Annotated in this window: 8 protein-coding genes and 1 tRNA gene; 7 read left to right on the forward strand and 2 right to left on the reverse strand. The window is 45.3% G+C overall.

Features of this window, described 5'->3' with window-relative positions; genetic code table 11:
• Positions 1–387: 387 nt before the first annotated feature.
• From ACR6Z4_RS06485 to psbA, 7 genes are all read left to right on the forward strand, one after another.
• On the forward strand, positions 388–1,428 hold the full coding sequence (locus tag ACR6Z4_RS06485) for a DUF928 domain-containing protein (protein ID WP_479716418.1): 1,041 nt from the start codon (positions 388–390) through the stop codon (positions 1,426–1,428).
• A gap of 360 nt (positions 1,429–1,788) precedes the next feature.
• Positions 1,789–4,707, forward strand: a complete 2,919-nt coding sequence (locus tag ACR6Z4_RS06490; RefSeq protein WP_479716419.1) for a CHASE2 domain-containing protein — start codon at positions 1,789–1,791, stop codon at positions 4,705–4,707.
• Between the two features lie 348 nt (positions 4,708–5,055).
• Positions 5,056–6,462 carry a sensor histidine kinase gene (locus tag ACR6Z4_RS06495; RefSeq protein WP_479716420.1) on the forward strand — a complete coding sequence of 469 codons (1,407 nt, stop codon included), beginning with the start codon at positions 5,056–5,058 and terminating at the stop codon, positions 6,460–6,462.
• Positions 6,463–7,209: 747 nt separating this feature from the next.
• The gene (locus tag ACR6Z4_RS06500; protein ID WP_479716421.1) at positions 7,210–9,012 is read left to right on the forward strand and encodes a PRC-barrel domain-containing protein; all 1,803 of its coding nucleotides are present in this window, start codon (positions 7,210–7,212) and stop codon (positions 9,010–9,012) included.
• A 290-nt stretch (positions 9,013–9,302) separates the two neighbouring features.
• Positions 9,303–10,091: a class I SAM-dependent methyltransferase gene (locus ACR6Z4_RS06505; protein ID WP_479716422.1), complete on the forward strand. Its 789-nt coding sequence runs from the start codon at positions 9,303–9,305 to the stop codon at positions 10,089–10,091.
• A gap of 132 nt (positions 10,092–10,223) precedes the next feature.
• Positions 10,224–10,295 (forward strand) — tRNA-Lys (locus ACR6Z4_RS06510).
• Between the two features lie 473 nt (positions 10,296–10,768).
• The gene (gene psbA, locus ACR6Z4_RS06515; protein WP_479716423.1) at positions 10,769–11,851 is read left to right on the forward strand and encodes a photosystem II q(b) protein; all 1,083 of its coding nucleotides are present in this window, start codon (positions 10,769–10,771) and stop codon (positions 11,849–11,851) included.
• Positions 11,852–12,132: 281 nt separating this feature from the next.
• Here psbA and ACR6Z4_RS06520 read toward each other — a convergent pair whose 3' ends face one another.
• Both ACR6Z4_RS06520 and ACR6Z4_RS06525 read right to left on the reverse strand, forming a co-directional pair.
• Entirely contained in the window at positions 12,133–13,473 is a 1,341-nt protein-coding gene (locus tag ACR6Z4_RS06520) for a calcium-binding protein (protein WP_479716424.1), read from the reverse strand.
• A 117-nt stretch (positions 13,474–13,590) separates the two neighbouring features.
• Complete coding sequence (locus ACR6Z4_RS06525) at positions 13,591–13,878, reverse strand: hypothetical protein (protein ID WP_479716425.1); 288 nt, start codon at positions 13,876–13,878, stop codon at positions 13,591–13,593.
• Positions 13,879–13,930: the final 52 nt, after the last annotated feature.

The raw sequence follows: 13,930 nt of genomic DNA on the forward strand, positions 1-13,930 counted from the left end.
TAAAGATTCCGTTGCCACAAGGGGGCATATACCCATAGATTTCCTTTGTTCTACTTAGCTTTAAAGAGGATTCGTATAGAAAATAAGTAAAACTACGGTGGTATCGGATAAGTAAATACGAGGAATTGCGGAATCCCAATGTGATTAATCTTTCTAAGATGAGAATAGGGAATCTTGATAAGTACTTAGACAAAATACAGTACCTGTTTATTTTTAGGAGGTGCGCGCCCTCAGCGCACATGGCCTGAAAATGGCGTATCTCTATTTCTGTTTATCTACTTATATAAAAGGTATCTCCTGTTCAGGCTTGAGGCTAGACATTCAAACTCGGCAAAAAAGTGTGTTCCAACTGATTTCTATGTTCCAATTACCAAGTGAAACCACACAATGAAACGTAACTTCCTGAAAACACTGGGAGGAATGGTTCTCGTGGTGGGAATGATGGACGCTGCCATTCAACCAGTCCACGCTGTTACATTTAGTCCACCACCGGATAATGCAGCCCCACAGAATGGTAGTGGGGGTGCTTCCCGTAACGGCTTCATTCCGCCACCGGATAATGCAACTCCACAAAATGGCAGTGGGGGTGCTTCCCGTAACGGCTTCATTCCGCCACCGGATAATGCAACTCCACAAAATGGCAGTGGGGGTGCTTCCCGTAACGGCTTCGTTCCACCACCGGATAATGCAACTCCACAGAATGGCAGTGGGGGTGCTTCTCGCAATGGGTTTACTCCACCACCGGATAATGCAACTCCACAGAATGGCAGTGGGGGTGCTTCTCGCAATGGGTTTACTCCACCACCGGATAATGCATCTCCTACATATGCCGATGCAGGAGCCTCAAGGACAAATTTATATGGTTCCAATGGCGCATTAGCCAGTCAACCATTGTCGATGATGGCTCTGATGCCTGATAGCTTCTACGGCACTACTCTGTCTGCACATCCAACAATTTTGGTATATCTTCCGGCTTCTACTGCTCAAGAAGCTGTCTTCAGTTTGAAGGATGAAAACCGTAATCTGGTCTACCGCATGGAGATCCCTATCTCTGGCGAGGCAGGCATTATTACGGTGCAACTTCCAGAAGATGCACCTGCTTTGGAAATCGACAAAAACTATCAGTGGTATCTCACCCTGAATTTGGATGGTAATTTAACACCTGCCAGTCCCTTTGTCGATGGCTGGGTTCGGCGGATTGAAACGGATTCTACTCTGGCTTTGGCCCTTGCTCAAGCTAACCCTGTAGAATCTGCGACAGTGCTGGCTGAGAATGGAGTTTGGTATGACACGGCTGCCCTGTGGGCAACGTTACGCATGGAACAACCCACGAGTGAAGCTATTACCCAGGAATGGGAAGAATTGCTTAATTCTGTCGGGCTTGACGAAGTGGTAGCCACACCGATTACGACTGTCTCGGCTGACTAAGATCCATTCGTAACCCCAAACGATCAAGGCTAGAATGCTTCGTTGTTCCCTTCTGATATCGAATTCGTTTGAAAACCCATACTATGTTTTTGGTGCGGTGCATCGCGCCGCACCAAAAACAGGGTTTCTTTTTTACGATGACTTCATTCAGAGTTGATCAGGTTTTGGGTTCCCTTTCTAAATGAAAGGATCTTTCTAAAAAATAGTAATTTCGACTATAGCGGTGTGCAAGTTTGTTAAGTACAGAAACGGCGTTGTGGAGCACTCCGTGCTCCACAACGCCGTATTGAATCAACCCGTACAGCGCTATAATCCCGTGCAAAGCACCATGTTCTCTATCGATCTTGTTCCTTAACTCCCATGTGGAAGAAACTTAGAGCGATTATTCAACAACACCGCAGTGTATGGATAATTACACCTGGTGTTGCGACTGCCATTATCGCGGGTAGTTTTCTAGGTATATTCAATTTATTAGAGTGGGCAGTTCGAGATGAATTTTTTCGCCTGCGACCCCATGAAGCGATTGAAGATAAAGTTGTAGTTGTTACCATTAGCGAGGCAGACATTGCTGCTATCGGCGACTGGCCTATTCCAGATCAGGTTCTGGCAGAGTTATTGGAAAAAATTCATGCTCAGCAACCCCGAGTCATTGGCTTAGATCTTTATCGAGATCTGCCAGAAGAGCCAGGGTATGAAGACCTTGCCAACGTGTTTCGCAACACGCCTGAGTTGTTAGGGATTGAGCGGATTACAAGTGGTCGTGTTGCTCCTCCGCCCGCCTTAGAGGAAGTCAATCAGGTTGCTCTAGCAGATTTAGTGTTAGATGCAGATCGTAAAATTCGTCGAGCCCTGCTTTCGGCAGAAGACTCTCAAGCGGCAGGCACTGTCAAAATGAGCCTGGGAGCCGCCGCTGCATTAAAGTACCTGGAAGCTGAGGGTATTACCCTGGAATCTGTTGATATCAATCAACAAAAGTTTCGTTTAGGGCAAGCCATATTTACGCCGATGAAAGCTCGGGTTGCGGGCTATTCTACTACTGATTTGGGAGGATACCAAATTCTCATGAATTGGCGGGGGGCGGAGTCTGCCTTTCAAACGGTGCCTATGCAAGATGTTTTGGCAGGTAAGGTTGCTCCTGAGCTAATGCGCGATCGCGTTGTCTTGATTGGTTCAATTGCCAGTAGCACCAATGACTTTTTCGAAACCCCCTATAGCAACTCCTGGTTTTCTGCGACTAGCCCCACTCCCGGCGTCATTATCCACGCAAATTTAGTCAGCCAGATTATTCGGGGTGCGACCGAAGGTCGCGCTATGCTGTGGGGATGGTCAGAACCGTCGCAAGGGGTATGGATTCTGATTTGGACAATGGCAGGTTCGGTTGGCAGTTGGTGGTTGGAAACCATCAATCATCGGGAAGGAACACGAAAGCGCTGGACGTCTAGACCATTTATTGCTGCATTTGGGGCAGGGTGCCTGCTGATGGGTGGTGCGTATCTCACCTTTTTAGGCGGCATGCTGATCCCGGTTGTCTCTCCATTAATGGGGTTAACGATCAGTACTATTTTGACGACGGCTGCCTTTAAACACCAACGGTTGCAGTTAACCAACCAGCAATTGGAATTTGCCAACTATCAACTGTTAGATTATTCCAGAACACTAGAAGCAAAGGTTAAAGAACGAACTCAAGAACTGGCAGAAGCGAAACACGCTGCTGATGCTGCCAATCAGGCGAAGAGCGAGTTTCTGGCGAATATGAGTCACGAATTACGCACGCCGCTGAACGGTATTTTGGGCTATGCTCAAGTTTTAGAACGTTCTAAAACACTGACTCCCAAAGAGCAAGAAGGCATTGCGATTATCTATCAATGTGGGTCTCACTTGTTGATGTTGATCAACGATATCCTTGATCTATCAAAAATTGAAGCCCGGAAGTTAGAACTCTATCCCAACGATGTTAACTTTCCAGCGTTTTTACACAGTGTCGCTGAAATTTGTCGGATTCGGGCTGAACAAAAGGATCTTACCTTTCAGGTGGCGATCGCAGATCAGTTACCTCAGCGGATCTACGTTGATGAAAAACGGCTCCGCCAGGTGTTGATCAATCTTCTGGGCAATGCTGTTAAATTTACGGATCAGGGTAGTGTTACTTTTAAGGTTCAAATTCTTGACCAGGAAACACAAGATTCAAACAATAGTAGACATCAAGAAACCAGAGACGGTCAAAGGCGGAAGGATGTATTTACAACTGAGATAAGGGAAGAGAACCAAGAGGAAAAAGATCTTGTATCCTCCTCTTCTTCTCATCGTGTAAATCCAACCATCCGTTTTCAGATTGAGGACACGGGTGTTGGGATGACACCAGAACAACTTGAAAAAATCTTTCTCCCCTTCGAACAAGTTGGAGATTCATCTCGTAAATCAGAGGGTACAGGTTTAGGATTATCGATTAGCCAGAGAATTGTCGAGCTGATGGGTAGTCAATTAAATGTACAAAGCCAGGCTGCCGAAGGTAGTGTTTTTTGGATTGATCTAAATCTACCCGCCATTGTCGATCCGATGTTGGCAGGGCTAACGTCTCAAACTCAGGAGATTATTGGTGTTAAATCAGGGCATCCTAAGATTTTGATTGTAGATGACAATTCAGAAACTCGTTCAATGTTAGTCAGTTTGCTGGAACCTGTTGGGTTCATCACTCTTGAAGCAAATAATGGACAGACCGGCTTTGATTTAGCGTCAACTCACCAACCTGATTTAGTGTTGACCGACCTGTCTATGCCCATGATGGATGGATTTGCGCTCATGAGCCAACTTCGGGATCATCCGCAACTTAAAGATGTACCAATCATTGTTTCTAGTGCAAATGTATTTGAATCGGATCGTCAGCAAAGCCTAAAGGCAGGTGCCAATGCATTTTTACCGAAGCCAATCCAACTGAATCAGTTACTCACAGTTCTACAAAATCAACTCAAATTAGAATGGCTGTATCGAGAGCATCAATGTGGTGAACCTCAGAACCCTATGGCCAAGTCAGCACATGTAGCTACGGCTGAGATGACGGTTCCTCCAGAAAATATGCTTGAACAACTCTATCACCTTTCATTAATGGGTAATCTGCAAGGGATTGAGACAGCTTTAGAGGAGATGATGAGTCATGATCCTAAGCTGATGGTATTCGCATCCAAATTACAGCCATTTCTGACAGCGTTTCAAACCAAAAAAGTACGAGAATTTCTTTTGGATCAGCTGGCTTCTCTCCGTGAAGATTCTCCATACCCCTAAATGGGGAAGGACATGGAGCCTTGGCTATGAGGTGAGAGATTGGGAAATCGGTGGGGTATTCTTTGAGCAACAGGTACTGCTTTCTAAGAATTCTCCCAGTCGGACTTTGTTTTGTCACAAGAATGCCACAGTTGGAACTTAAAATCGGAATCGTAACCCTGCTTATGTCTAAGTCAATGTTGCCGCTTTGAAGAATAATTTTTGCCGTAGAAAATATTTGTAAGTACCTGATTTTGTCTGCCCTTCTAACGTTTGAAGAAACTTTGTCCGTAGCGATTCTGAATCTCCACCCCTCTCAAAACTTTTAATTTGGTGTACTAGCCCATTTACTATGTCAGAGTGACGACTATGACTCTCTCCTTAATCACACCTTCTTCTGACTTGATTCGAATTCTTCTCGTTGACGATAACCACACCAATCTGAAAGTGCTATCGGAAGCGATTCGTGATGAGAATTGGACAACGTTAGTCGCAACAGATGGAGAATCTGCGATTGAACAAGCCGAGTATGCTAAACCTGACCTCATCTTATTGGATGTGATGATGCCAGGAATTGACGGATTTGAAACCTGTCAACGGCTGAAGCAACGTGAAAGTACTCAAGCTATCCCTATTATTTTCATGACAGCGCTGTCAGATGTGATTGATAAGGTGAAAGGTCTAGAATTGGGGGCTGTTGACTATATCACTAAACCTTTTCAGCAAGAAGAAGTATTAGCTCGTGTCAAGTTGCACTTAAAGCTTTATCACTTGACCCAGCGATTGGAAGATCAAAATATATTGCTGAATCAAAAAATTGCCGAACAAACTATAACTGAAACCAAGTTACAGCAGCTCAATCAGGAGTTAGAACAGCGGGTTGAGCAAAGAACGGCTGAGTTATCTGAATTTGTCCATCAACTGCAACAAACCCAACTTCAACTGGTTCAGAGTGAAAAGATGTCAACACTCGGTCAACTCGTCGCGGGTGTTGCTCATGAAATCAACAATCCTGTAGGGTTTATCAGCGGTAATTTGCGCTGCATTCAGGACTATACGCAAGATTTATTGAATCACTGTTATCTTTATCAAAAAAAATATCCGGCAGATCCCGAAATTGAAGAACACGCTGAAGAAATTGATTTGGCATATCTTCTAGAGGATCTGCCTAAGATTGTCGCTTCTATGCAAACTGGGATTGACCGAATTCGCAATATTAGTACTTCTTTAAGAACTTTCTCCCGATCTGATACATCTCATAAAGTTACATTTAACCTACATGAAGGCTTAGAAAGCACGTTATTGATTTTGAGGCATCGACTTAAAGCCAATGAGAAACAACCTGAGATCAAAGTAATTAGAGATTATGGAGATTTACCGTTAGTTACTTGCTATCCGGGGCAACTCAATCAGGTATTTATGAATATCTTATCTAATGCAATTGATGTGTTAGATGAATTAAATCAAACTCGAACATTTAGTGAAATTCAGGAGAATCCTAATCAAATTATGATTCGTACTGAAGTTTCGGCAGATTCTCAAATGGTCAAAATTCATATTGAAGACAACGGATCAGGAATTCCTGTCGATGTGCAAGAGAAGATATTTGATCATTTATTTACTACTAAGGCGGTTGGACGTGGGACTGGATTAGGATTATCGATTAGTCGCCAGATTATTGTAGAGAAACACGGAGGACGAATTAGTTGTAATTCGCAACCGGGCAAAGGGACTCAGTTTACGCTTGAGATTCCTGTATGTTTAGAAAGTAAATAGAAGCTGAGCGGTTTTTATAATACATCAATTAATATAGCGATCCTAAATCCTTTGTCAATAAGGCTATCCAGGTGCCTTTTTTAGTAAGTCCGTACTTCCGATAGAGATACTAATCACGACACCTGTAACTGTGGAACGATGCTGGAGCCTCAGGTGTAGACTTTAATAAAGAGAAAGCAGCGTAAGAGATTCGGCATTTCTAATGCGGGGGTGTCTTCGACCCTAAAACTCAGGCTTCGTTTGAAACAATATAGCTTTACGCATTCAGGCAAAGCTGTTACCTTCTCACGGAGAACTCTGGGTTAGGGGATCGGTGATCCGGAGCAATCTTCCTTTACCTTTCAAGCGTTGTAGCTTTACACACGAATTTGAGCGCGAAACCTATAGGTCTCACGTTCAAATTTATAATTGGCTTTGAGAATTCAAGGTAGATGAAAAGATTGAGATGAGTTGCCAAATCGGGGTGAAGTTGATGCCCCCGGATGCGCCTCCGCTCCTAGATCGTATCAAAATTAATGGGAGGTCAAAGATGCCTAGATTAGTCGGTCAGAAATCAGATAATAGTTGGGTACCAGGGTTACTCCTTGTCGCTGTTGTAGGTGTAACGGGCTATCTGGAATACTTCGGCTTTATAGACGTTGTTCCTAACTTTGGCGCGCAAAGAAATTATGTTAGTAACGTTCATCCGTCTAACGATCCCAATTTATCCATAAATACTCAGAAGTAAGCCTTCAGGAGATATCAAAAATGCGCAAGGGAACAGATATCATCAATAAAACAATTGTTGCATATGATACCGGAGAGAAATTCTGTCGTGTGCAAGATCTGATTTTTGATCAAGATGACAACCAATTGTTGGCATTACTGATTGAAGAAGCTGGCTTCCTGCGTGAGGCAAGAGTTTTGCTCCTACAGGATATAAAAGCGATCGGCTCAGATGCTATCATTGCACCGTCTCGGGAAAGTGTTATTTCGGCAAGTCAATCTGATTTAATCAAGCAGATTTTGAAGCGCAATAATGTCCTGAAAGGAACTCAGATTATGACAACAGAAGGGCGTAATCTGGGTCGAATGGTTGACCTTTACTTTGACGAACAAACTGGTCAAGTTGAAGGGTATGAAGTATCGGGTGGACTATTTGCCGATGCTTATACGGGTAAGTCGTTTGTGCCTGCACCCCAAACAATTAAAATTGGTCATCATGTTGCTTTCGTACCACCGGACGTCGCAGACTTGATGGAAGAGCAGGTCGGCGGGATTAAGGGAGCAATGCTATCTGCCAGTGCCAAGGTGCAGGAAACTGCCCAAGCGACTGGGGATAAGGTGCAACTGGCAACGCAGGAAGCCAATTACAAACTGCAAGAAGTAAAACGTCAAGCAGAAATGTCGGTTGCCAACGCGATTGTAAGCCCCGCTGAGCAGAAATCATTTGCTGTGGGTAAGGTGGCTCAAAAAGATGTCTCTACCCTGGATGGTGCTGTCGTTGTCAGGCAAGGGCAAATCATTAGCCCAGCAGATGCAAATTCAGCTCAGGAAAGAGGCGTGCTTGACCAGCTCTACCGTGCCGCCGGAGGAAGTGTGCGCCAGCGGGCGAGCAATCAGTTGCAAGCCGCAACTCATCAAACAGGAGAACGGTTACACAACGCTGCTCAGGAAAGTAGCGATCGCCTGCAAGTGGCAGCTAATCAAGCCAGTGCGAAGTTTCAACAAGGTCAGCGTTCTGCGATCGCATCTGTAACCAATACGGTGGTCGATCCCGCTGCCCAGAAAGCGTTTGTCATCGGTAAAGTCGCACAATGGAGTGTTGCAACCCCCGACGGTAGCCTAATCGCGACAGCGGGACAAACTGTAACCGCAGAGATGGCAGCAATTGCCCAGCAATGGGGTGGATTAGACGAACTGTATCGGGCAACGGGTGGTCGTGTGTCAACGGCATTGGGTCGTCAGGTAGATGGTGTTGTTGCGGGCTATGTGGTTGAGCAATCCCTGGGGCGTCGAGTTCGCCACATGGTCAGAACCGCTGATGGATTTATCATTGCGGCTGAGGGGCAAATTGTCACCGGATCGGTGATTGAGCGGGCGAAAAACTATCGCTTAGAACAAGACTTGTTGGAAGCGGTTGGGTTATCCACAGGTACTGCGACGCGTCATAGTGCAACCAATGCTTTAGCAGCCACAGGCGATCGCCTGGGTTCAACAGCTCAAACGGTTGGCGAACAGTTATATTATGGGGCAGAGCAAATCAAGCTTAGTGCGCGTCAACTGTGGTCGCAACTGAAATATGCCCGTCGCGATTTACAGCAACAGTGGATAGAACGTCGTATTAAAGGAGCTTTGGGTCGTCCGGTAATGCGGGTCGTGTTAGATGCTCAAGACAATGTGATTTTGAATGTGGGTGATTTGATTACTCACCATGCAATCTCAACGGCGGCTCAGGCAGGGGTATTGGATATCTTGCTAGATTCGGTCTATGTTCAGACACCCCACTTATCTGAAGCAGACTTGCGTGCCCCAAAACCGGCGATCGCCTCCCTCAATGTGGTCAATTAGGGTCAATCAGGGATTAAGTTCTCTCTGCTATCACGGAGGTGGAGTTGGTGCGCCCTTGCGAGAGTTGACGGCGATTCCTTACTCAGAAATAGAACGGTAATGGGTTGAAAAGTGGCACGGAGCACCGCTTTTCAACCCATTATTTTTAACTCAATGGTGTAAGGCAATAACTCTTTGACAGGGCGCTCAAATTTAGGTATCGCAATCATGGTAGGGTATTGTACACCCAATAAATAGCCATGAAATGTTAATAGACTGCGATCGCCAGCCCGACTCAAGCCTGATGCTGAATGCTTGATTCTAACCAGCATACCTACACTGCCCGTCGTGTGGTGCATCATTATACTCAGTTAAGTCAGCTACAACCTGCCGAACAAAGCATTCTTGAGTTGCTTCGAGGTCAATGGTCAAAGATGAAAATGTTAGATATTGGGGTGGGGGGTGGGCGCACTACGGCACACTTTTCTAAATTAGTGCTGAACTATGTGGGCATTGATTACTCTACGGATATGATTGCAGCGTGTCAAAAGCGTTTTTCCACGTCATCTCCTGCCGCAGTGTTTGAAGTTTGCGATGCCAGAGATATGAGTCGATTTGAGGATCATTCGTTTGACTTTATTTTATTTAGCTTTAATGGGATTGATTCAATTTCTCATGTTGATCGATTGAAAGTCTTTCAAGAAGTGAAGCGGGTGGGTAAACCTGGAGGATATTTCTTCTTTTCAAGCCACAATTTGCAAGGAATGGAACGAGAGTTGAACTGGAAAAATCAGCTGAGTTGCAACCCTCTGACAACCTATGTCAATTTGATTATGTTAGGGCTACTGCGACTCTTCAATCGTTCGTTGACACGCCCTCAGCTTAAGGCTTCGACCTATAGCATTATTAAAGATGAATCTCACAATTTCCGCTTAAAAACTTATTACGTCCGACCGCTTGAACAAATCAATCAACTAACACCCGATTTTAGTCAGGTTAAGGCTTATTCCTGGAAAAATGGCTTAGAACTAACCCATGAAAAAGAGTTGTGTGCAAATGTAGATTTATGGCTTTATTATCTCTGTATCATTAATCCTTAAATAAGGGGATGAATTTGAACATAAACTCTCTGGGTTCGTGTTCAAATTCATCCCCACAAGCAGTAATGTCGGCTTCAGCAATGCTCGTTAAAAAGAGAAGACCATCCACTCAGTGGTAAGATTGGAGTATACGGGTGGCTAGCGCAACGGTAGCGCATCGGACTCTTAATCCGCTGGTTCTGGGTTCGAATCCCAGGCCACCCATGTTATCTAAGTATCTTTACAAAAATAACTTGCATGACTTTTTTGAGAGAGTGCGGCTCTGCCGCACTCTCTCAAAAAAATTGTGAGTTTTAATCTTATAAAAATCCTAAGAAATCTACGGTTGAATAAAATTTCAGGTTTGTTGTGGTATGCCAGAACCGCGCTGTAACAAACTTGGGATCTTATTTTATATCTAATCTCTCAGGATCGCAGATTAACGAACCTGTAGTTCTTTTGGCTGCTTATCCTAACTCATTCCTATAGCCCTACATATAAGCGTTAGGACTAGGGGAGGTGGGGGTTCCACCCTTGTAACTCGTCCTCATCTAGAGGCGTACTGCTATAAAAGAGAGCACTCCACAACTCTATTTATTGCTTGACAGTTATATAGTCAATAAGTCATTAAATAAAAGAGGTCAAGAATTCTTGTCCTATCTATCCATCATTTATTTCAATTTTGCACTCTTTTCATCATGACAACAATTTTGCAAAAGCGCAGTAGCGCTAGTCTTTGGGAGCGATTTTGTGACTGGATTACCAGCACCGAAAATCGGTTGTATGTGGGTTGGTTTGGTGTATTACTCATTCCAACCGCATTAACGGCAACAGTTGTGTTTATTCTTGCCATCGTTGCGGCTCCTCCTGTCGATATTGATGGTATTCGTGAACCTGTGATGGGGTCATTACTCTATGGCAACAACATCATCACAGCAACGGTTGTCCCTACTTCTGCTGCCATTGGTTTACACCTCTATCCGATTTGGGAAGCCGCTTCTTTAGATGAGTGGCTTTACAATGGTGGTCCTTATGAAATGATTGTGTTGCATTTCTTGATTGCTGTTTATGCTTATATGGGACGGCAATGGGAATTGAGCTATCGCCTGGGAATGCGCCCCTGGATTCCTGTTGCATTTTCAGCCCCTGCTGCGGCTGCAACGGCTGTCCTTCTGGTCTACCCCATTGGACAAGGTAGCTTTTCGGATGGCATGATGCTGGGGATTTCGGGAACATTCAATTTCATGATTGTGTTTTCGCCCGAACATAATATCCTGATGCATCCGTTTCATATGCTCGGTGTAATTGGTGTGTTTGGCGGTGCTTTGTTTTCAGCCATGCATGGTTCGTTGGTGACATCCAGCCTGGTGCGTGAAACCAGTGAACTAGAATCAGCCAATACAGGATACAAATTCGGGCAAGACGAAGAAACCTACAATATTGTTGCAGCCCACGGTTACTTCGGTCGTCTGATTTTCCAGTACGCCAGCTTTAATAACAGCCGTGCGTTACATTTCTTCCTGGCAGCCTGGCCTGTTATTGGCATCTGGTTTGCGTCGTTGGGCGTTAGCACGATGTCGTTTAACCTGAATGGTTTTAATTTTAATGATTCAATTCTGGATCATCAAGGTCATCCGATTCCGACTTGGGCAGATATCCTCAATCGGGCTAATTTGGGGATCGAGGTGATGCATGAGCGGAATGCCCACAACTTCCCACTTGACCTGGCATTTGCTGAGCCACAGCCTGTTGCCCTGGTTGCTCCGGCGATCGCCAGCTAAACGAAAGCCATCGGTTTAACCTACCCAGAAATAGATAAAAGCTGTGTGGCACACCCTACTGCACAGCTTTTTGTCGTGAGAAAAATTCGGATTCTAGGGCAACCTTAAATGAATTGTCAGATAAGCGGATTGTGAGAGGCGTACCCTTTTGGGGTGTGCCTCTCACACTGTCTAAGAATCGTGGAGTAAATAAACCCGAAGATTTATGTTTGGCAGCGCGGCTCAGCCGCGCTGCCAAACATAAACTTCCGGGTTTTTAATTAATTTGTGATCCTCAGGTATTACACCAGAACAACATCGGTTTGAACTGAGAAGCCCGTAGGTTTATTCTCCAGGGTTGCTAACTGAAGTGGTCCAACATTATCAGAGGGTGAAGCATCAAACATCAGGGCACCTGTGGTGCTGTTATAGCTGAATTGGCTAAGGGATGTGGCACCAAAACTGGATTTGACGATTTCAATCGTGTCGCCTTCACTGCGATTGAAGTCTTTGATGATGTCAATGCCGTCTGAGGCAAAAGAGAAGCTAAATTTATCGGCACCTAGACCCCCAGAGAGGGTATCACTGCCATTGCCACCTGTTAAGATGTCGCTGCCATTATCGCCGGTTAAGATGTCGCTATCATCGCCACCTAGCAGGGAATCGTTACCATCGTTGCCATACAGGATATCGTTGCCACTTGAACCTTGCAGGGTATCATTGCCTGTGTCACCTAAAAGTGAGTCATTTCCCAGACCCCCATTAATAACATCATTGCCACCTCTACCATTCACCTGATCATCGCCACCATTGGCGTTGATTGTGTTGGCTGCTGCATTGCCTAAAATATAGTTGTTTAAGCTATTCCCCGTGCCGTCAGCGATCGCAGAATCAGTCAAGGTCAAGTTTTCGACATTGGCTCCTAAGGTATAGCTGGACGCAGAAACAACGGTATCAAGTCCTGCTGAAGCAGCCTCTGTCACCACATCAGAGGCATCGACAACATAGCTATCATTGCCACTCCCCCCTGCCATGGTATCTGCACCAGACCCCCCCACGATGTAGTCATTGCCACTATCACCATTGAGGGTATCATTACCATCTCTGCCATACAGAGTATCATTCCCGGCTTCCCCGTAGAGGGTGTCATTTCCTGTTCCACCATCGAGGATATCGTCGCCCGTGTCTTCTACCGGGTAGGCATAACTTTGACCGCCGTAAATGACATCAGTACCCGCGCCCCCGTAGACAGTGTCATTACCATAGCCAGCCAGAACAGAGTCGTCCCCATCCTCACCATAGAGAAGGTCATTGCCATCATCTCCTGTTAATTGGTCATTATCGCCTCCCCCATAGAGCGTATCGACATCACTTCCGCCATGGAGAAGATCGCTACCTGTTCCGCCGTAGAGGGTATCGATGCCGCTACCACCATCAAGGGTGTCGTTACCGTCCTCGCCATACAGGAGATCATTACCATACTCTCCCATCAAGGTATCGTTCCCGGTTCCTCCGTGGAGGACATCATCCCCCAACCAACCCCATAGGGTATCGTTACCTGCGTCACCATACATTTCGTCGTTGCTTTGTCCAAGGTCGCGGGCGTCCAAAATATCATCCGAGGGTGTACCGTCAATTCTCATGATCGTTGTAACTCCTTGTGAGTGTCTCAATAAATCTGTGACTGTGGGGCAATTACAGGTTTCAGTCGTTGATATTGCAAGTATGATTCATGAATCACTGTATGAGTTGAGTTAAATTCAGGGTTTTAACCCACGTTCTACATACTTTTTGACATCAGGATGTACAGCCGTATTCATGACGGTGCTGATGGTGCCATAGGATATACCACTCACCAGAGCCGCTCCCATAGGACCTATATATCGTCCTGCTATGACGATCCCGACCCCTAATAAAAACATGCAAACCCAGGTTTGCCAATGTCTAAAGGCATATTTGCGGATGCAAGCTTGCAAAACTTTTTGACGCTGTTTAGGTGGTAAATGGGCTAACTCAGGCATACTTTCGGCGGACCAGTAAATTTTCATGGGAGCCTTCTTTTAATCTCGTCATGGAATATGCTTCAGTATGTTTTATGAC

The organism is Calyptranema fuscum S582 (assembly GCF_055793305.1).

Coding starts and splice junctions, on each gene's coding strand:
- ACR6Z4_RS06485 (WP_479716418.1), top strand. CDS start 388: ATGAAACGTAACTTCCTGAAAACACTGGGAGGAATGGTTCTCGTGGTG.
- ACR6Z4_RS06490 (WP_479716419.1), top strand. CDS start 1,789: ATGTGGAAGAAACTTAGAGCGATTATTCAACAACACCGCAGTGTATGG.
- ACR6Z4_RS06495 (WP_479716420.1), top strand. CDS start 5,056: ATGACTCTCTCCTTAATCACACCTTCTTCTGACTTGATTCGAATTCTT.
- ACR6Z4_RS06500 (WP_479716421.1), top strand. CDS start 7,210: ATGCGCAAGGGAACAGATATCATCAATAAAACAATTGTTGCATATGAT.
- ACR6Z4_RS06505 (WP_479716422.1), top strand. CDS start 9,303: ATGCTTGATTCTAACCAGCATACCTACACTGCCCGTCGTGTGGTGCAT.
- psbA (WP_479716423.1), top strand. CDS start 10,769: ATGACAACAATTTTGCAAAAGCGCAGTAGCGCTAGTCTTTGGGAGCGA.
- ACR6Z4_RS06520 (WP_479716424.1), bottom strand. CDS start 13,473: ATGAGAATTGACGGTACACCCTCGGATGATATTTTGGACGCCCGCGAC.
- ACR6Z4_RS06525 (WP_479716425.1), bottom strand. CDS start 13,878: ATGAAAATTTACTGGTCCGCCGAAAGTATGCCTGAGTTAGCCCATTTA.